Annotated in this window: 17 protein-coding genes; 6 read left to right on the forward strand and 11 right to left on the reverse strand. The window is 61.3% G+C overall.

Annotated elements, in window-relative coordinates:
* Positions 1–71: 71 nt before the first annotated feature.
* Both AB4Y31_RS06530 and AB4Y31_RS06535 read left to right on the forward strand, forming a co-directional pair.
* Positions 72–1,631: a sugar ABC transporter ATP-binding protein gene (locus AB4Y31_RS06530; protein ID WP_368673183.1), complete on the forward strand. Its 1,560-nt coding sequence runs from the start codon at positions 72–74 to the stop codon at positions 1,629–1,631.
* 23 nt (positions 1,632–1,654) lie between these two features.
* Complete coding sequence (locus AB4Y31_RS06535; protein ID WP_368673184.1) at positions 1,655–2,692, forward strand: ribose ABC transporter permease; 1,038 nt, start codon at positions 1,655–1,657, stop codon at positions 2,690–2,692.
* 232 nt (positions 2,693–2,924) lie between these two features.
* Here the strand turns inward: AB4Y31_RS06535 and AB4Y31_RS06540 are convergent, their stop codons facing one another.
* The 8 genes from AB4Y31_RS06540 to AB4Y31_RS06575 all read right to left on the reverse strand — a co-directional run bounded on the left by AB4Y31_RS06540 (position 2,925) and on the right by AB4Y31_RS06575 (position 13,386).
* Entirely contained in the window at positions 2,925–4,484 is a 1,560-nt protein-coding gene (locus AB4Y31_RS06540; protein WP_368673185.1) for a methyl-accepting chemotaxis protein, read from the reverse strand.
* A gap of 162 nt (positions 4,485–4,646) precedes the next feature.
* On the reverse strand, positions 4,647–5,747 hold the full coding sequence (locus AB4Y31_RS06545; RefSeq protein ID WP_368673186.1) for a porin: 1,101 nt from the start codon (positions 5,745–5,747) through the stop codon (positions 4,647–4,649).
* A gap of 198 nt (positions 5,748–5,945) precedes the next feature.
* Positions 5,946–7,874, reverse strand: a complete 1,929-nt coding sequence (locus AB4Y31_RS06550; RefSeq protein ID WP_368673187.1) for a CocE/NonD family hydrolase — start codon at positions 7,872–7,874, stop codon at positions 5,946–5,948.
* Positions 7,871–9,484, reverse strand: coding sequence for an ABC transporter substrate-binding protein (locus tag AB4Y31_RS06555; protein WP_368673188.1), 1,614 nt, complete (start codon positions 9,482–9,484; stop codon positions 7,871–7,873). Before AB4Y31_RS06555 ends, AB4Y31_RS06550 begins: the two co-directional genes overlap by 4 nt.
* Positions 9,481–10,524, reverse strand: coding sequence for an ABC transporter ATP-binding protein (locus AB4Y31_RS06560; protein ID WP_368673189.1), 1,044 nt, complete (start codon positions 10,522–10,524; stop codon positions 9,481–9,483). Before AB4Y31_RS06560 ends, AB4Y31_RS06555 begins: the two co-directional genes overlap by 4 nt.
* Positions 10,521–11,498, reverse strand: a complete 978-nt coding sequence (locus AB4Y31_RS06565) for an ABC transporter ATP-binding protein (RefSeq protein ID WP_368673190.1) — start codon at positions 11,496–11,498, stop codon at positions 10,521–10,523. The genes AB4Y31_RS06560 and AB4Y31_RS06565 overlap by 4 nt, the downstream gene beginning before the upstream one ends.
* An 8-nt stretch (positions 11,499–11,506) precedes the next feature.
* Entirely contained in the window at positions 11,507–12,418 is a 912-nt protein-coding gene (locus AB4Y31_RS06570; protein WP_368673191.1) for an ABC transporter permease, read from the reverse strand.
* Positions 12,415–13,386 (reverse strand): ABC transporter permease, encoded by a 972-nt coding sequence (locus AB4Y31_RS06575; RefSeq protein WP_368673192.1) that lies wholly within the window; start codon positions 13,384–13,386, stop codon positions 12,415–12,417. Before AB4Y31_RS06575 ends, AB4Y31_RS06570 begins: the two co-directional genes overlap by 4 nt.
* Before the next feature lie 144 nt (positions 13,387–13,530).
* On the opposite strand from AB4Y31_RS06575, the gene AB4Y31_RS06580 reads away from it, so the two are divergent.
* Complete coding sequence (locus AB4Y31_RS06580) at positions 13,531–14,451, forward strand: LysR family transcriptional regulator (protein ID WP_368673193.1); 921 nt, start codon at positions 13,531–13,533, stop codon at positions 14,449–14,451.
* 77 nt (positions 14,452–14,528) lie between these two features.
* On the opposite strand, the gene AB4Y31_RS06585 is transcribed toward AB4Y31_RS06580, so the two are convergent.
* Positions 14,529–15,446, reverse strand: coding sequence for a LysR family transcriptional regulator (locus tag AB4Y31_RS06585; RefSeq protein ID WP_368673194.1), 918 nt, complete (start codon positions 15,444–15,446; stop codon positions 14,529–14,531).
* Positions 15,447–15,575: 129 nt separating this feature from the next.
* On the opposite strand from AB4Y31_RS06585, the gene AB4Y31_RS06590 reads away from it, so the two are divergent.
* Entirely contained in the window at positions 15,576–15,974 is a 399-nt protein-coding gene (locus AB4Y31_RS06590; RefSeq protein ID WP_368673467.1) for a RidA family protein, read from the forward strand.
* Between the two features lie 83 nt (positions 15,975–16,057).
* Here AB4Y31_RS06590 and AB4Y31_RS06595 read toward each other — a convergent pair whose 3' ends face one another.
* The gene (locus AB4Y31_RS06595; RefSeq protein WP_368673195.1) at positions 16,058–17,107 is read right to left on the reverse strand and encodes a GlxA family transcriptional regulator; all 1,050 of its coding nucleotides are present in this window, start codon (positions 17,105–17,107) and stop codon (positions 16,058–16,060) included.
* 109 nt (positions 17,108–17,216) lie between these two features.
* On the opposite strand from AB4Y31_RS06595, the gene AB4Y31_RS06600 reads away from it, so the two are divergent.
* Together AB4Y31_RS06600 and AB4Y31_RS06605 are read left to right on the forward strand one after the other, a co-directional pair.
* The gene (locus AB4Y31_RS06600) at positions 17,217–18,191 is read left to right on the forward strand and encodes an alpha/beta fold hydrolase (RefSeq protein WP_368673196.1); all 975 of its coding nucleotides are present in this window, start codon (positions 17,217–17,219) and stop codon (positions 18,189–18,191) included.
* A complete protein-coding gene (locus AB4Y31_RS06605) occupies positions 18,181–18,462 on the forward strand; it encodes a hypothetical protein (RefSeq protein WP_368673197.1) in 282 nt (93 codons plus the stop codon). Before AB4Y31_RS06600 ends, AB4Y31_RS06605 begins: the two co-directional genes overlap by 11 nt.
* Before the next feature lie 102 nt (positions 18,463–18,564).
* On the opposite strand, the gene AB4Y31_RS06610 is transcribed toward AB4Y31_RS06605, so the two are convergent.
* Positions 18,565–19,470, reverse strand: coding sequence for a YihY/virulence factor BrkB family protein (locus tag AB4Y31_RS06610; protein ID WP_368673198.1), 906 nt, complete (start codon positions 19,468–19,470; stop codon positions 18,565–18,567).
* Position 19,471: the final 1 nt, after the last annotated feature.

Below are 19,471 nucleotides of genomic sequence, written 5' to 3' on the forward strand. Positions count from 1 at the left end.
CTACTGTTTGAGTTGGCTTACCCAACGTGTCGCCGTAGCAGACCTTCGCAGTGCGTCGGCACAAAAAAGAGATGATCATGTTGATTTCGCAATCCCCGGTTCGTTCGCGAAAGAGTACGCCATTGCTACAAATGCGAGGCATCAGCAAGACGTTTCCCGGTGTGCGTGCGCTGAACGATGTGCGTCTTTCAGTCTATCCCGGCGAAGTGCATTCGCTGATGGGCGAAAACGGCGCGGGCAAATCCACGCTCATGAAGATTCTGTCCGGAGCGTATCAGGCCGATGCGGGCGGCGAGATTCTAATCGATGGCCAGCCCACCGCCATCGCCGGACCTCTTGCCGCTCGCTCGCTCGGCATCTCGGTGATCTATCAGGAATTGAGTCTCGCACCGAATCTGTCCGTCGCGGAGAACATTTACGCAGGGCGCGAACTGCGGCGCGGCAGGCTCGTCGATCGCGCGGGCATGGAGCGCGGCTGCGAGGACGTGTTGAAGCGCCTCGGCGCGCCGTTCAAACCGCATACGCTGGTTGGCGATCTGTCGATCGCGGAACGGCAACTCGTCGAAATCGCGGGCGCCGTGCACGCCAACGCGCGCATCCTCGTGATGGACGAGCCGACCACGCCGCTATCGTCGCGCGAAACCGGCCGGCTTTTCGAGCTCGTGCGCCAGTTACGTTCGGAAGGTATCGCGATCATCTACATCAGTCACCGGATGGCCGAGATTTACGAACTGAGCGACCGTGTCTCCGTACTGCGCGACGGCTCGTACATCGGCACGCTGATGCGCGACGAACTCTCCGCCGAAAGCCTCGTCAAGATGATGGTCGGCCGCGATATCTCCGGCTTCTACAAGAAGGAGCACGCGCGCTACGATCCTGGCAACGTCGTGCTGTCCGTGCGCGATATCGCCGACGACAATTGCGTGAAAGGTTGCAGCCTCGATCTGCACAAGGGCGAAGTGCTCGGCATCGCTGGACTCGTCGGCGCGGGGCGCACGGAACTGGCGCGCCTTATCTTCGGCGCGGCAGAAAAGACGCGCGGCGAAGTGTCGATGCACGGCAAGCCCTTGCGACTGCGCACGCCGCGCGACGCCATCGACGCGGGCCTCGTCTATCTCACCGAAGACCGCAAGGGACAAGGTCTGTTCCTCGACATGAGCGTTCGCGACAACATCAACATCACGGTTGCCGGACGCGACGCGAAGATGGGCGTGATGGATTTGCCGCGCGGCAACACGCGCGCCACGGACGCAATCGCCGCGCTGAGCATTCGCGTGCCGAACATGCGCGTCAATGTGGGCGCGCTGTCGGGCGGCAATCAGCAGAAGGTGCTGCTGTCGCGGCTGCTCGAAACGAAGCCGGAAGTGCTGATCCTCGACGAGCCTACGCGCGGCGTCGATATCGGCGCGAAGTCAGAGATTTATCGAATCATCAACGACCTGGCGCGCTCGGGCGTGGGCGTGATCGTCATTTCGAGCGAACTGCCGGAAGTGATCGGCGTGGCGGACCGCGTGCTAGTGATGCGCGAAGGCGAAATCGCGGGCGAACTCGGCGGCCATTCATGCAAGCCGATTTCACAGGAAGGAATTATCGAACTGGCGACGGGCTCGAAGGCCGAGCCGTTGGCTTGACGAAAGCATATCTGGAAAGAGACATGGCTAACGCGTCGAAACATCAGGAAACGGGCAGTGCACCCATTGCGAAGGCGGAGGGCACGGCGCAGCGCAAGACGCGCATCGAGCACAAGGAACGAATGCAGGCGCTGATGCGGACGGCGGGCATGCTGCCGGTGCTGATCCTCTTGTGCACCGGTTTCGGCATTCTGACGGACGGTTTTTTCAGCATTCAAAATCTGTCGATCGTTACGCAGCAGGCCTCGATCAACATCGTGCTCGCGGCGGGCATGACCTTCGTGATTCTGACCGGCGGCATCGATCTTTCGGTCGGCTCGGTGCTCTCGGCGGCGGCCGTCACAGCGCTGCTCGCCTCGAATATTCCGGGCCTCGGCTGGCTCGGCCTTCCGGCGGCGCTCGCGGTCGGGCTCGGCTTCGGCGTCATCAACGGCCTGCTGATCGCACTGCTCAAGCTGCCGCCTTTCATCGTGACGCTCGGCTCGCTCACCGCAGTGCGTGGCATCGCACGACTGATCGGGCATGACACGACCATCTTCAATCCGCAGCTATCATTCGCCTTCATCGGCAACGACACGTTGTTCGGCGTGCCATGGCTCGTGATCATCGCGCTCGCCGTAGTCATCGTCTCGTGGTTCATTCTGCGCCGCACCGTGCTAGGCTTGCGCATCTATTCGGTCGGGGGCAATCCGGAAGCGGCGCGCTTGTCTGGCATCAACGTATGGGGCATTGAGCTCTTCGTCTACGCGATCTCCGGCCTGCTCGCTGGAGTCGGCGCAGTGATGTCAGCGGCACGTCTCTATGCGGCGAACGGCCTTCAACTCGGGCAGTCCTATGAACTCGACGCCATCGCTGCCGTGATTCTCGGCGGCACGAGTTTCGTCGGCGGTGTGGGCTCGATCGTCGGGACGCTGGTGGGCGCACTGATCATCGCGGTGCTATCTAACGGTCTGGTGCTGTTCGGCGTATCGGATATTTGGCAGTACATCGTCAAGGGGCTCGTGATCGTCGGTGCGGTGACGCTGGATCGTTATCGTCAACGCGGTTGCGCTCGTACCTAGAGCCGACACCCATGAGGGTTCGTCGGCGCAGTCTGAACAGGCTGTTTCCCGAGTTGGCAGTTTCTGGTTGCATAGTTAGTCCAAGCGCGAACGCGTTCAAATACGCTTACGCCAGCTCAGGCCCGGCGAAGAGCCACGCGTCGATGGCGGTTTTCCCACGAATTCTCGTCACTTTTGGGAATGCCCAAAGTTGGTGGGAATTCGTGATATAAGCTCCAGCAATTGTGCGCCCCTACGCCGTCGTTTCGCTGCGGAACCGGAACGCGCTTAACATTTCCCGCTGCTGACCGACCTGTTCCTCGAGCGTTTGTGCTGCCGCAGAAGCCTGTCCGACGAGCGCGGCATTGCGCTGCGTGACATCGTCGAGTTGGCTCACGGCACGCTCGATTTGTCCGATGCCGAGCGTCTGTTCTTCCGATGCCACCGAAATCGCCGCGTTGATATCTGCTACAAGGCGAATAGCGCGAGTGATATTCGCCATCGTGTGCCCGACCACTTCCATGTGAGTTGAACCCAACTGCACCGTCGACGAGGAACTGCGGATCAGTTCTCGGATCTCCTTTGCTGCCTTGGACGAGCGTTGAGCGAGTGTGCGAACCTCGCCGGCAACCACGGCGAAGCCGCGCCCAGACTCGCCGGCGCGCGCCGCTTCAACCGCCGCGTTTAGGGCGAGAATGTTGGTCTGGAACGCGATAGCCTCGATCAATGTCATGATGTCGGAAATTTTCGTGGAGCCGTCCCTGATGTTATTCATCGTCGCTAGCATTCGAGCGGTTGCGCCATCGCCTTCGTGTGCGGCTTGCAAGGCTTCGGAGGCCAGCCGCGTCGCTTCGCGCGCGTGCTCGGCGTTCTGACGGTTTGTCGCGGCGAGTTGCTCCATGCTGGCGGCCGTCTGTTCAAGCGATGCCGCCTGCTCTTCGGTGCGCGAAGACAAATCGCGACTGCCGTCGGCAATTTCAACCGCTGCGGTGAGGATCGATTCACTCGATATCTGAATCCGTCGCACGACCTCCGCAAGTTGCGCGTCCATCTGCGCGAGTGCCCGCAGCAACTGGCCAAATTCATTATCGGCAAACGGCACGATACCGTTCTCCAGCCAGCCGTCCGCTATCCGATGCGCAACAGCTATTGAAGCATCCAGCGGTCGCGATATACCGCGGACTAGATAGACGCCCACGACGCATGCGATGATCAGCGCGATCACGACAGCGCCGCCGCAAAGAAGTAACATCTGGCGCGCGAGATCTGCTCCCTCGTCGGCGATCTGCCGGACGCACGCGGTTTTGCTGCCGATGATCCGGTCCGTTCCGTTATAGATGATCTGGCTCGTTTCGGCGAGTGCGCCGAGCAGGGGACCCGCGAGCGCGGTATCGCCGGCATCCAGTGCCGCCGCGGCGCGTGCGGCTTGCGGCCCGAACGCGGCGATCGCGGCATCGATCCGGCGAGCGGTATCGCGTTCCTCGGATTGCGTCACGCGTGCCGGATAGTAGTCGCGCCAGGCGGTGTCGAGCGATGTTTGTGTCGCACCGAGACGCGCGATCATCGCCTTTGCATCTACCGGATTCTGCATGGCAGGGATGCGCATCAAGCCGAGGCGGATGCGCAGCGCCGAGCTTTCGACGGCGGCGAGATCGGTGATCGACACGGTTTGGTCGGCGTACACCCGGTGCATGTCGGTGCTCAGCATCGACATGCCGTACCCGCCGATCAGCCCGGTGGTCGTGATCAGGGCGGCGCACACGCCGAGCGCAAACACAATCTTGAAGCGGATTCCCTGGAGGGCGGCTCTCATGACATGTTCCTGAGACGTTGTCCGTGCGCTGCAAGCCTCCTGCGTGAGGGCGACGGCGCACAAGCTGTTGTGCCCCGGAACGAAGCGCGGTTCGTCAGGGGCTCGTTCCCGATACGACGGCAGCGAATGCATCGGTGATAGCCGGGCATTCGCCTTTTTTGATCAAAACTTGTGGCGGATGCCCGTGACGGCAATAAATTGCGTGTGGCTACTCGACGGGCCGGATGCTCCCTCGATCTGTGCGACCGCGTTCGTGGCGCGCTGGTACAACAAGTCGATATAGACGTCAGTCGATTTGGACAAGAAGTATTGCAACCCGGCCGTCGTCTGCCAGTAGTGCCATGAATCCACCTTCCCGTTCGTCGATACATTCGTATAGGTTTCGCCAACCGCGGCACGCAACGCGGGCGTGATGCGGTAGCGCAGACTCGCTTCCGCGTTCTGGTAGGTCTGATACTGGCTCGCGGGCGTCAGTTCAAAGCGGGTGTTCGTGTACATGAGCCCGACGCTGGCATTACCGATGTCGTACAGTCCGCCCGCACCGTAAATGCGCTGCCGGCTGATACCTTTGAGAAACGTGAAGTAGTTGTCGGATGGAATCGCGCCTGTCGTGTCGGTGGCCGGATGATCGAGCATCACGTAAGCCGCACCCAGATGCAACGGACCATTCGCGTAGGTCGCGCCGACGCTGTATGAACGGTTCGTAGCGAAATTGCCCGGATTGCCCGACAGCGCATACATCGTGTTGATCTGCAGACCGTAGAAGCTCGGCGTCACGTATTTGATCGAGTTGTCGGTGCGAAACGTGTTGTTGATATCGTCGACATCGAACGGATGTGTGCCGTACTGAACGGTATCGGCGGCAACTTGCAGCGGCTCCAACGAATCCTGCGACGCGTTGTACTGACGGCCGAATGTCAACGTGCCATAGCGATCGCTCGACAAACCGACCCATGCCTGTCGTCCAAAGATGCGCCCGTTCGCGCTCGCCGTGCCGTTCATCAGATTGAAGCCGTTTTCGAGCCGGAATACTGCATGATTGCCGCCGCCAAGGTCTTCGCTGCCCAGCAGGCCCCAGCGCGAGCCCTGCTCGTTGCCGGACGTGGCCTGATAGTTCGATTTTCCGCCCTGATTGCTCGTGTATGTAAAGCCACCATCGACGATGCCGTACAGCGTGACGCTCGATTGTGCGTGTACCGAGCTGGCCGTCATGCCGATACCGCCGATGACGAGCAGTGTCGCTGGAAGTGTCTGTTTGCGCATGGTGCTTTTCCTCTTGGAGTTGGACTTGCTGTTGAAAATCGGCATGCGACGAGCCGGGAGCTGCCGTACGGGCTCGGCACGCTTCTGGGGATTCGCAAAAAACGCGGGCAAAAAGGGGCCTCGGACGCCGCGCTGAACGCGGCGCCTCAATTGCCTGCAACGAGGTAGTGCCCGGGGCGTTTCTAGGTAGTGTTTCGGCTAGCCGCAGTCGCTCGACCGCATTCTTTCAAGCGATGCCGGGGCGACGAGCGGCAGTACGACATGCGACGCTTGGCCTGCGCCGAAATGCACACGGTTCACCGCGACGCGTGGTGTGCGCGCCAGTGCGGGCGGCTCGCCGCTATTCGGGTTGACGTCGAAGTGCGGGAAATTGCTGCTTGAAACATCAAGTCGAATCCGATGTCCGCGTTTGAATAGATTCGCCGTAGCGAACGGTTCGATTTTGATCGCGTAGACACGCCCTTTTTCGAGGGTACGTGGCTCCGCCCATGACTCATGAAAGCGGCAACGGAAGATTCCGTCGGTCAGGTTCATCGCGTAACCATGCGGGTAATCTGCATTGGGAGGATAAACATCAATGAGCTTGGCAGTGAAGTCGGTATCAGGCGCGTCCGAGGAAATCCATAGCTTGACGACGATGGGTCCGACCACGGCCACGTCTTCTTCGAGCGGCTCTGTCTGAAACACGAGAACATCGGAGCGTGCCGAGAGCGGCATGCCCGGGTGCCGCGTACCGAAAAAGCGAGGGTCTTCACGCTGGTCGAATGCGCCTCCCTCGAAAACAGGGGCGCCGGACGTCAACGCGCCGCCGATCGTCGGCACCGGATTGGACGGATCGAACGCGTACGAGGTCTCAGCCGGCCGCGCATGTAATGCCTCATTCGATGCTGAAAGCGAACCACCAGCGGTTAGGTAAAACGGCGTAAAACGCGTGCCGGGGAGCGGCCATTGCGATGAATTCACCCAGCGTCCGCCGTGCTCCATGCGACCCTGCGGATTGCGCGCCCCACTGCCGCCGCCCATCACGAAGATGCGTGCGATGGCATCGGTGGATTCATGCGACGCCTCGCGCGGTTTCAGCCAGCGGTCGAACCAGTCGGCGCGGAACGCCAGCCAGTCTTTCGCAATCTGGCCTTCGATAACCGCCTCCGGCCCGAATTCAACGTCGCCGCTATACGAAACGTTGCGGTCGCCATGCAGCCACGGGCCCATGATCAGGTAGGTCGGGGCGCCGGCAGTGCCGGACAGCGCGGCGAAGTTATCGAGCGTGCTGCGCACATACGCGTCGTACCAGCTCGACATCAGTACGGTTGGCACGCGCGTCATGGTGTCGTAGTAGCCTTCGGCATAGATGCCGGGCTGTTTCCAATAGTCGTCGAATACGTCGCGCGTCCATTGCTCAAACAGATAGTTCTCGTATTCCGGAACCGCCGCCAGCGGCGAGTGACCCGGCCGCCACGGGATTCGCGCAAACCATTCACGCAGATCGCTCGCGTTCAATGCCGCCGCAACGAGCGGATTCTCAGCTGCTGCGCTACTGTTCTTTGCACGGTTGAACGCCCACGTTGCCTGCTTCAGTTCGAAGGCGCCGCCCTGGCGAATGCCGCAGCGATAGCCGTTCGAGAAGCCGCCTGAGTCCAGCACCATGCACGCGAGCCCCGGCGGATTCAGGCAGGCCGCTGCAAGCTGAGTGTGGGCCGCGTACGACAGTCCCATCGTGCCGACTTTGCCGTTCGACCAGGGCTGTTGGGTGATCCATTCGATCGTATCGAAGCCGTCCGGCCCTTCAGCGACATATTTTGTGAAGGTGCCCTCGGAGTGGTAGCGCCCGCGGCAGTCCTGCAGTACGACAGCGTAGCCGCGCGCGGCAAAATGGCGTGCCACATCGGCCCGATTCGCGGGCGGCTGGCCGTGGTGGGTTTCCGAGCGCGAGATATCGGATTTGCCATACGGGGTGCGTTCGAGAATCGTGGGCAACGGCGCGTCAACGCCCACCCGGTAACCCGGGGGGAAGTACACATCGGTGGCAAGTCGCACACCATCGCGCATGGGCACCATGGCGTCGCTAAGCGGGTTCAGCGTCGAATGGGCGGGAAGCGCTCCGCTACGGAATGAAGCATCAGTCATGGTTGAGTCTCGATGAAGAGCAGCGAGGTGCGTTCAGCTTTGTTTGGGCGGAAGATCACGCCGTTGCGCGCCGCCCAGTAGTCCACGGGAAAATAGAGCGGCACGATGCCGTAGTCGCCGAAGCCCGCGCGCGCGGCCTGTTGCAGCAGCTGGTTGCGCCGAGCTGGATCGAAGGTCGCCGCGGCTTCGCGCAACAACCGGTCGAGCGTCGGGTTCGAATAGCGAGTGCGGTTGAAAGCGCCCGTGCCCGCCTCGCGTGAATAGCTTTCCAGCACGTTGGTCAGCCCGATCGCGGAATCGCTCGTCGTATTGCCGAAACTGAAGACGAACGCGCTGTAGCTGCGTCGCGCGGCGGCGCCTGCATACACGTTGTACGGTTGCGTGACGACGTCGTTGACGGCGATACCGCCGCGCGCGAGCATCTGCCCCAGTGCTTGCCCAAGATCGCCGTCGCTTGCGAACCGGTCGTTCGACGAATGGATCGTTAGCCCGAAACCTTGGGGATAGCCGGCCGAGGCAAGCAGGCGTCGTGCGCCGACAGGGTCGTACCGGTCCGGTTGAAGCTGCGGGTCATAACCGCCCATACCTGGCGGCACGATCTGCGCGGCCGGTAGTCCCGCGCCGTTGAGCAGATGCTGGGTGATCGCGTCGCGGTCGATCATCTTCGAGATTGCTTTGCGCACGCGCACGTCGCGCAGCGGATTGCGAGCGATTGTCGAGCCGTTGGCGGCAGTGACAAATGGAGAAGCATCGCGAGACGAATCGAGCGCGAGATAGACGAGCCTTGCGGACGGGCCCGAAAAGAGCGTCACATTTCGTTCGTGGCGCAGGCGATCGATCGTGACGGGGGGTACGTTGTCGATCAGGCTGACTGAGCCGGAGAGCAAGGCAGACAGTCGCGCCGCGTCATTCGACATGAAACGGATGGTGCACACGTCGAAAATGGGCTGCTTGCCCCAGTAATAGTCGTTACGCGCGAGCTCGAGCCGGTCGCCCGGAATCCAGCGGACGAGACGATAGGGACCCGTGCCGACCGCGATCGCGGGCAGGCGGTAGTCGTCGCTCGCGTGACCGACCGTCGCGTGCTGCGACACGATATACACGAGCCCAACTTGCTCAACGAACGCGGGTGACGGCGTCTTTGTCACAATGCGCAGCGTTAGCGGGTCCACGACGTCAATGCGCTGTATGTTGGCGACTGCGCCCGAAAACGGCGCGGGACTGTTCGGCACGGATCGCGCGCGGCGCAGCGAATACGCGACGTCGTCAGCGGTCATCGGCGAGCCGTCCGAGAATCGCACGTTCGGGCGCAGATGGAATTCCCACGTAAGCGGATCGACCGCGCGCCACGATACCGCAAGTCCCGGCCGGATTTGCAGGTTGTCGTCCTGTTCGATCAGCCGCTCGAACATGTTTTCGGCGATCTGCATATTGTTCTGCGTGCGCGAGAACAGCGGGTCGAGCGACGAAGGCTCAGAAGTGAGCGCCATCGTCAGCGAGCGAGCGTGCGCGACGGTGGACGCACTGGCAAAACCCAGCCCCCACATGAGTGCGATTGCCACAGAGTGTTTGAGGCCGCGTCCGTGCATGAATGAAATCACCGCCTTCATTGCGCCTCCACCAGATGACACGCGACCTGATGAGCGGGGCTGCTCGCGCGCAACATGGGGCGCTCGGTGCGGCAACGCTGCGTTGCATGGGGACAGCGTGGGTGAAAATGACAGCCGTCGGGGGGCGCGAGTGGAGAGGGAATTTCGCCTTGGATCGGCTCGAACTGCCGTTTGCGGTTCGACAGTCGAGGCATCTGCGCAAGCAGCGCGATCGTATACGGATGACGCGGATTGGCGAACAGCTCGACGGTCGGCGCCGTTTCGACGATCCGGCCGAGATACATGATGGCGACTCGATCGCTGATGTGCTCGACGACACCCAGATCGTGGCTGATGAACAGGTACGTGAGACCGAGCTCGCGGCGCAGTTGCACGAACAGATTGATGATCTGCGCCTGGATCGACACATCGAGGGCCGCGATCGATTCATCGCAGATCAGAAAATCCGGCTTGACCGCCAAGGCGCGACCGATACCGATGCGCTGACGTTGGCCGCCGGAAAACTGATGCGGGAAGCGTTCGCGGAAGTCCGGATTCAGGCCAACGCGCTCCATCACGTCGACGACATAGGCATCCAGGTGCTTGCGGTCCACGAATCCGTGTACCAGCGGCGCCTCGCCAATGATGTCGCGCACCCGCTTGCGCGGGTTGAGAGATGACAGCGGGTCCTGGAATATCATCTGAGTGGCGAGCCGATGACGTGCAGTGCGTTGTCCCGCGCGAGTCCCGTCATGCTCGCTGCCTGAGGCCGACGGCTCGGCGTTCTTCTCGATTGTGCGGATCGAGCCGCTCGACGGCGTCCCGATCCCGGCGAGCATCCGGCCGAGCGTCGATTTGCCACAGCCGGATTCGCCGACGAGACCGACCACTTCGCCGCGATGGATCGTCAGGCTGACGTCATCGACTGCGTGGACGACCTGTTCGTCAGCGCGCGCGCCGAGCCAGCCGGCGATTCGCTCCGCGTAGTTCAGGCGGCGAACGAAGCGGCGCGACACGTGGTCGACTTCGACCATCGGCACCATGACATGGGGTGCGTTCATGCGGGCGCTCCGGAACGTGGATGGAAACAACGGTACTGATGAATGCCATCGCCGCTGACGGGAGGCTCCGCGCTCCGGCAGCGCGCGGTGGCGTATTCGCAACGCGGCGCAAACGCGCAGCCTACCGGCAGCTGGAGCGCGCTTGGCGCGATACCCGGGATCTGCTTCAGCGGTTCGCCCCGCCGCGCCTTTTCGGGTAGGGAGGCGATCAGCCCGATCGTGTAAGGATGGCGCGGTCGTTCGAGAATATCGTCGACGCTGCCGGTCTCGACAACCCGGCCGGCGTACATCACGCATATCCGGTCAGCCAGCCCAGCGACCACCGCAAGATCGTGGCTCACCCAGACCATCGCCGTGTGGGAGTGGGCGCATAGTTTCTGCATTTCCGCGAGAATCTGCGCCTGGATTGTGACGTCGAGCGCAGTGGTCGGTTCATCGGCAATGATCAGTTCCGGGTCGTGCAGCAGCGCGATCGCAATCGCCACGCGTTGTCGCATGCCGCCCGACAACTGATGTGGGTATGCGCGCAAGCGTTCGCCCGGCGACGGAATGCCGACCGACGCGAGGGCATCGTGCGCGCGTTGCCGCGCCTCGTGCTTCGATACGCGAGCGTGGGCCTGCACCGCCTCGATCATCTGCGTGTCAATGCGCAGAACCGGGTTCAGCGTCATCATCGGATCCTGAAAGATCATCGCGATGCGGTTGCCACGCAAGCGGCGAAGCGCTTCAGGCGTGAGCGTCGTCAGGTCTTCGCCTTTGAACAGCACGCGCCCGCCGACAATCCGTCCTGGTGCGTCGATCAACCCGAGCACGGAGAAGCCGGTAATCGATTTGCCTGAACCGGATTCGCCGACGAGGCCGACAATCTCGCCTGGCGCGACGTCGAAACTCGCGTCATCGACGGCTTTCGCAACGCCGGCACCGGTGAAGAAATAGGTGCGCAAATTCCGCACGGACAAGGTAGGAGTGGACATGCGAAATCCTATTTCTGCAGACGCGGGTTCAATGCTTCGCGCAGACTGTCGCCGACGATATTCATGCTGAACACGAGCACGAGCAGCAACAGGCCGGGGAAAACACTGATCCAGTAAAAGCCTGCGATCAATTGCTGATAGCCGTTTGCGATCAGCAGACCCAGCGAGGGCTGCGTGACCGGCAGGCCGATGCCGAGAAAGCTCAAGGTCGCTTCGGCTGAAATGGCGGCGGCAATCTGTACAAGGGCAATCACGATGACGGGCGGAAGGCAGTTCGGCAGTAGCTGGCTGAACAACGCGCGGCGGTGGCTCAGGCCAAGGCACAGCGCGGCCTCCATGTACTCTTTGCGGCGTTCGACGGCAGCCACCGCTCGCACGGTGCGGGCAAAATAGGCCCACTGCACGACGACCAACGCGAGGATCACCTTATCGACACCCTGGCCGAGAATGGCGAGCATCATCAGCGCGACGAGGATCGTCGGGAAACCGAGCATCAGATCCACGGCACGCATCACTAGCGTATCGACGTAGCGGCCGAAGTACGCGGCGACGAGACCGAGCGTGGTGCCTAGGGTCATCGCGAACACACCGCTCAGCAGACCCACGCCAAGGCTGATACGTAGCCCGTACATCATTGCGGCGAGCATGTCGCGCCCGAGCGCATCGCTGCCAAGCAGATACAGATGACCGCTCGCTCCGCGCGCGCCGGGCGGAAGGCGCCCATCGACGATATTGAGCACGGCGAGATCATACGGATTCTGCGGCGCGATCCATGGCGCAAACAGCGCAATCACGACGAGAGCAAGACATACGCAGGTCGCGGCGGCGACGGCCGGCTTGCCGAACAGGCTGCGCAGCACGATGCCCAACGTCGTATTGCGATCTACGCGCCAGGAAGGAACTGTTGTACTCGCTCTCATGCCGCCTCCAACCGCACGCGGGGATCCAACAGCGAATAGATGATGTCGACGACAAGATTGAGTACTGTGAACATCGCGACCACGATAAGCAGATAGGCAACGATCACCGGTCGATCGAGCTTCGTGATGCTGTCAATGATCAGCTTGCCGACGCCTGGCCACGCGAAGATCGTCTCCGTTACGGTGGCGAATGCGATCAACGAGCCGAATTCCATTCCGACGACCGTGACGATTGGAATCAGGATGTTCTTGAGGACATGCACGAAGATCACACGCCGCTCGGGCAGGCCCTTGGCTCGGGCGAACTTCACGTAGTCGAGCGGCAGCGTTTCGCGGACCCCTGCGCGCGTGAGGCGCGTGACGAGCGACATCTTGAAAAGCGACAGATTGAGTGCCGGCAGCAGCAGGTGCCGCAGCCCATCCCACGTCGCGAGGCTGGTATGGATACCGAACAGCACGCCAGGTTGACCGCGGCCGGCCGACGGCAGCCAGCCCAGCGTGACCGAAAAGATCAGCACGAGCATGATGCCTTGCCAGAAGTTCGGCAGGCTGAACCCTAGTATCGAGCCCGTCATTACCGTGCGGTCGAGCACGGATCCGGCCCTTAGCCCGGCGATCAGGCCGAGCGGCAGACCGACTATTAGGGCAAGTACTAGCGCCACGAGCGCGAGCTCCAGCGTTGCAGGCAGACGTTCAAGAATGAGCTGAATGGACGGCTGGTTGAACACGAACGAGCGCCCGAGATCACCGTGCAGTGCTCGCCCGATGAAATGCAGATACTGTTGCCAGAGCGGCTGGTCAAGCCCGAGCGATTGCACGGCCTGGGCGACTTCGGCGGGCGTAGCGTCGGCCGGAACGAGAATCGCGATCGGGTCCCCGATGGCGAACACGCCGCAGAAGACCAGCACGGACGTGAGCAGCAGCACGCCGGCGCTCTGGATTAGCCGCCGGATGATGAAGGCGATCATTGCGTGTGAAACCTCAAATGATGAAAATGCGATGTGTTCCGGTGGCCCAAGCGGCACCGGGCTGTGCATCGCCACGATCATTCGACGGCAAAAAACTGTCCGCAACCTTATGTTGATCCGGCATAGCCCTATGCCGAACTTGAGATGAACCTTAAACAACTCGAGGCTTTTCTGGCGATTTCGACGCTGCATACGACGACGGCTGCCGCGCAGCACTTAGGTTGCTCGCAGCCGGCGGTGAGCCGTCTTCTGAGTCAGTTGGAGGAGGATCTCGGGCTGAGCCTGTTCGTGCGCGAACAAGGCCGGCTGACGCCAACGCGTGAAGGCGATGCGCTCGTGCAGGAAGTGGAGACAATCGTCGAGGCGGCGCGCTGCCTCGAACGACATGCCAAGCAACTGCGACTGGCTGGTACACAGCGTAAGCTCGTGCGCATCATGGTTCCGAATACCTTTGCCCAGTTTCTGCTGCCCGCTGTCACGCAGCGTTTCTACGAAACGCATCCCGACGCGGTATTGGAAGTGTTTTCGGGCACCTACGACGCTTCGGAGCGCGCCTTGCTGAGCCGCGAGATCGATCTGGCGTTCGTACGACTGCCGACGCGCCTCGCCGGCTTTTCAGTCAAGTGGCGGTTCGAGAGCGAATCGGTGTGTGTCATGCCAAGCTCGCACCCGCTCGCCGCGAACACGACCATTTCCCCAAGCGATCTGGACGGCGTGCCGCTCATCATGCTGTGGCGTCAGAGCGCGCTTCGGCATGAAGTGGACTCGGCGTTCCGCAGCGCGAGGGTGACACCGAATGTGGTCGCTGAGGTGCATTCGGTGAGCGTGGCGTGCGCGATGGCGGCACGTGGGGTTGGCGCGGCTATCGTCAACCGGCTGATCGCACAATGCTGCGACGCGGAACAGTTCGTGATGAGGCCGTTCGTGCCGCCGATCAGCTTCGAGACGGGGATAGCATCCCTCGAAAGCTATCCGATCAGCGGAACCTGCGATGCATTTGCCGCTTGCCTTGCCGAAGCGCTGGAAGACCTCCACGCCCGGCGCGCGACTGGTCAATTGGAGTAGCAGCAGTTGCGATGGACGCGTATCGAAGCGCTTCGCCGCTCGCATGAAGAACATGATGAAACGTCGCGCCCGCAAGCTCATCCCATTTGCGCGGGAGCATTTTCGTTCATCAGTTCGACGACCCAATCGATGAATACCCGCAGCTTCGCACTGACGTGCCGGTTCGGCGGATACGCGATGTAAAGGGGCATCGGGTCAAGCTGCCAGTCCTCGAACAGCGGGACGAGTTCGCCCTTTCTCAGATGCGCTTTCGACATGTAACGTGGGAGCCACATGATGCCGAGGCCGGCCACTCCAGCCGCAAGGTAGGCGTTGCCATCGTCTACGGAGAGGGCGTAACGGCCTTGTACCTTTGCCGTCGCCTCGCGGCGATGGAAGACGAGTGGATAAAGATTGCCCGCGCGTCCCCACGAGAACCCAATGATGCGGTGATGCGAGTTTTCCAGTTCCCCGGGATGCGAAGGTACACCGGCCAAGGCAAGATATCCGGGCGACGCGAAGACGCCGAGCGGAAGATCCGCCACGCGCCGGGCGATCATGGATTGGTCGTCCGGCTCGCCTCCGCGCACGACGCAATCCACGTTCTCGCCGATGATATCGACCGTTCGGTCACTCACACCCATATCGAGTTGAATGTCCGGATAGCGGGCAAAGAATGCAGGAAGCGCCGGGATCAGAATCAGGCGGGCGAACGGACTAGGCACATCCACACGAAGGCGGCCTCGCGGTGCCGCCGATGCGCTCGATAGGCTCGTCTCGGCATCGTCCATATCGGCGAGCAGCCTGGTCACGCGCTCGTAATACGCGATGCCGGCCGGCGTGACGTTGATCTTGCGCGTCGTCCGGTTCAGTAGCCGGACGCGCAAGCGCGCTTCGAGTTGCTGGACTAGATGCGTCACCGTGGTCTTGCTCATATGAAGCGTTTCGGCCGCCTTCGTGAAGCTGCCTGCCTCGACTACCCGGACGAAAGCGCGCATTGCGTCAAAGCGGTCCATCAGTGCTTGCCTCGCGTTTGAATTGTTTGGTTTCCACAAACAGACATGAACAGGGTTGGCGGTTTATCGCGTGGGCGCCGGTCAGTAGAGTGGTTGATCGAAACCATGATCTATCAAACGGAGGTGAAATTGGGCAAGCGCGATGTGGTATTTCCGCCGGGACGTCGGGCGCTCTACGAGCGTAACCGGTATTCTCCGGCCGTACGGGCGAATGGGTTGCTGTTCGTATCAGGTCAAGTCGGCAGCCGCGAGGATGCCACGCCGGAGCCGGATTTGCAGGAGCAGGTGCGGCTCGCTTTTCGAAACCTGAATGCGATTTTGCGCGAGGCTGGATGCACGTTCGACGATGTGGTGGACGTGACGGTGTTTATGGTCGACCCGCAATCGACGTTCGAGCGCATCTGGCAGGTCGTACCCGAGTTTTGGGGCGACGCGCCACATCCGACGCTCACCGCCGTCGGAGTGACATGGCTTTATGGCTTCGACTTTGAGATCAAGGTCGTTGCGAAACTTCCTGTCAATGATTGACGCATCGGTCAAGCTTTAGCAAAGAAAAACCGCCAAGCCGGTCCGGCGTCCGCTCCTGAACCGGAAATTGGACTCACGCGCGGTCAGCCTTCCGACGAACTCCGGTTGCTGCCCGGCGAGCTTTCCGCGATTTGCACCGCGCCACGGGAAAAACGCGCTTGATATTCACTCGGGGACAAGCCGGTCTTGCGCTTGAACAACTGCCGGAATGTGCTGATATCGCCGTAACCGACACGTTGACTCACCGCCTCGAGCCCGATTGGCCGCGTCTCCAACAAGCGCTTCGCGACTTCAATGCGCAGATTTTGCAGATACGCGAGGGGTGCCAGTCCGACGGCTTCCTTGAAACGACGGTTGAGCGTGCGTTCGCTGACCGCAAGCGACGCTGCCAGGTCGCTCAACCGGAACCCGTGCTGCAGCGTGGCCTCCATCTGCTGCTGGGCGCGCGCGACGAGCGTGTCGGTATGTCCATGTTCGTCGAGAAGCGTGGCAAAGGACGCCTGAGAAGTCCGGTTCATGTCGATCAACAGCGCCTTCGCGGTCATCGTGGCGAGTCTTTCTCCCGCGAATGTTTCCACGAGCCGCACCGCGAGATTCAGGTACGACGTCACGGAGCCGCCCGAGATGATGCCGTCTTGCTCAATCAGAAGTTCTTGGGCGCGAACTTCGACCCGCGGATAGCGGCGTGCGAAGTCCGACGCTCTCGCCCAGTGCGTCGTTGCGGCACGGCCATCGAGCAGGCCGGCCTCGGCGAGCAGGTAATTGGCCGTGCAGTAAGCCGCCAGAATGGCGCCTGCATTGCGTTGGCGCCGCAGCGCGGACGACAGTTCGTCCAACTGCTCGCGCCGCCCGATGAATTCGTCGATGTTCGAGAAGAACGGTGCTGTCAGCAACACGGCGTCCGCCCGTTTGCGCGGGTCGATTTTTTCGTCGACCTCGATGGTCTGACCCGACGCCGCAGTGACGGCACGCCCGTCGAGCGATTCCACGCGCCATACGAACGCGGGCGCGGATGCCGTGCCGGGCGCGGTCTTGCGCGTACGGAACTGATTGGCCGCGCTGAAGACGTCGACGGGGCCCGCGACGCCGGACGCCAGGATTCCGTCATAGACCCAGATGCGGATGATCGCCATTTGCTTGTCTGAAATACCACGATTAATGGCGATCCTGCCACTTCTTATCGTGCTAGTAAACCCCGATCATGGCCACATCCAATGAACGCACCAAACGAGGGCTCAGTTCATGTTCACAGAGATAACCCAGGCGGGCTTCTCCGCCGCAGGTGAGGGCTTGTCCGCATGCCGGATCATGCCGACATCTTTTTCGTCGGCGCCGCGGATTGAAGTCGGCGAGTTGCAGGTCAATTCTGACATCAAGCTGCGTCATATGATTTATCGGCCCGCGCATCGTAAGGGTACGGTGCTGTTCCTGCACGGCTTCCCGGAGACGATGTATGCGTGGAAGCCGATTGCCGAATCACTGTCCAGCGACTACGAGGTGCATGCATTTGACTGGCCAGGCTATGGACAGTCCTCGCGTCCGGGCGCCGATCGCTTCTCCTATGCGCCGAAGGACTATGCGAATGTGCTGAAAGACTATATCCGCAGGTCCGGCATCGACAGTTCGCAACTGGTGATTTATGCGACCGATATCGGGGCCTTGCCTGCGCTCCTGGCCGCATTGGATCAACCGGATATCGCCAGGGAGATCATTGTTGGCGACTTTGCCCCATTCAACCGCCCACAGTACATGTACGAAAGCCTCCAGGGCCTGAAGTCAAAGCCTTCGTCCGACGCCGTGCGTGCCGCAATGAACAGGAACCGCGACGAAATCCTCGCAAACACGTTCTTCCGCGGCATGGCGATGGAGGAGCGCTATGCGTTGCCCGAAGGGTTCAGCGACGATATGACGAAAGGGTGGGATGGTAAGGTCACGTCGGCGGACGCCTTCTTTCACTACTACTCCTACTTCACCCGGGACCAGGATTATTTCGAAGCCAATATGGCAACGCTGAAGGTGCCCGTGAAGGTAGTGTGGGGAGAGCAGGATATCTATATCAAGAAGGAGATGGGCATTGAGTATGCGAACCGGAACGCTCTGAAGCTTTCGATTCTCCCCAAAGTCGGCCATTTTCCTCATCTGCAAGCGCCTGCACAGACCGTGAGCGAAGTTCGGGCGTCGTTTAACACGGACAGCGATTGTGCGAGTGGCCAGTGAGGAAACCGATGAGGAGTTGCAACTGATCTTCGCGCCGGGTTGTCACTTGCGTGGCGCGCGTGCCAAAGCTTCAGTCATCGACCCATACGGCCATGTGTGCGTTCGAACGAGCGTCGATGTATGCTTGACCGGCGGTATTGCGCTTCATCGCTATGCTCGGTGGTCGACGGATTCGCTCACGATCCCGATGCTCGAGATGAACGTCTCGAGGCTCTGCCACAAACAAGCCCTCAAGGTGACGCTGTTCGAGCGGTCGCGGCGCGGCGCGTAGCTCACGCCCGTGGGCGCCGCCATCTTGCCAGCGGTGCGCAAATTCGCCGATCAGCTCGTGCGGCTCCAGCTCGCTGAAACGCGCAACCGTGCCGAACCGAGGCTAACCTGTTCCCAACGCGTCGGGCTCTTGTAAACGGCCGCGGGCACTGAGCCGCTCGTATTCGGCGATCAGTTGCGCGCCGAAGAGCAGCAGTGTGCCCAGCGCCTCGAGACTGAGCAGCACGACGATCGCAGTCGTCATCGATCCATAGACGACGCTCACCTGCGACAAAGTCGCAAAATACCAAACGAGCACCCGACGCGTGATCTCCCAGAGCACCGCCGCCGCCACGGCTCCCATGACGGCGTGACGAAAGGTGGTGCGTCCGGCCGGAATGACGATATAGATAGCGGTCAGCACCAATATCTCGCCGGCAAAGCCACCGAGGTAAAGGATGACCCGCGTTGGCCCCGTCAGCGATACGACGTGGCCGAAAAGCACCACGCTATCGGACGCGACCGCCTGCAAGCTGCTCGTGACGAAGGTGATAAGCAGCACGCCGATGCCAAGCGAAAGGCTGAAACAGTACGGCACGATCGCCGATATCAGGAAGTGGCGCCGCCGTATGACAACTCGATGCACGAAGATGATCGACAGCGCGTTTTCGAGTACGGTGAACGCAAGCGAGCTGAAGAAAATCATCGTAATCACGAGGAACCAGCCCACCACCGCGCGATGCGCGAGGAAATTGGCGAGTTCGCCGACGATCGCTTTCGACTGCCCGGGAACCAGCCATTTCAGCAGCCGCTCGAGCGTATCGAGCAACAGTTCCTGACCGACCATGTGACCCAATGCAATGGCCACGAGGATCAGCAGCGGCACGATCGAAAGCAACGAATAGTATGCAACCGCGCCCGCCAGAAGCAGGCCTTGGTTCTTTCGAAATGCTTTGAGCACTTGGACGATGAACCAGAAAGGATGATTGGCGACGAAGCGCAATGCACGCTTGCGCGCGTTCTTTGCCATC

The sequence above is a fragment of the Trinickia sp. EG282A genome (assembly GCF_040965455.1).
Lineage (GTDB): Bacteria > Pseudomonadota > Gammaproteobacteria > Burkholderiales > Burkholderiaceae > Trinickia > Trinickia symbiotica.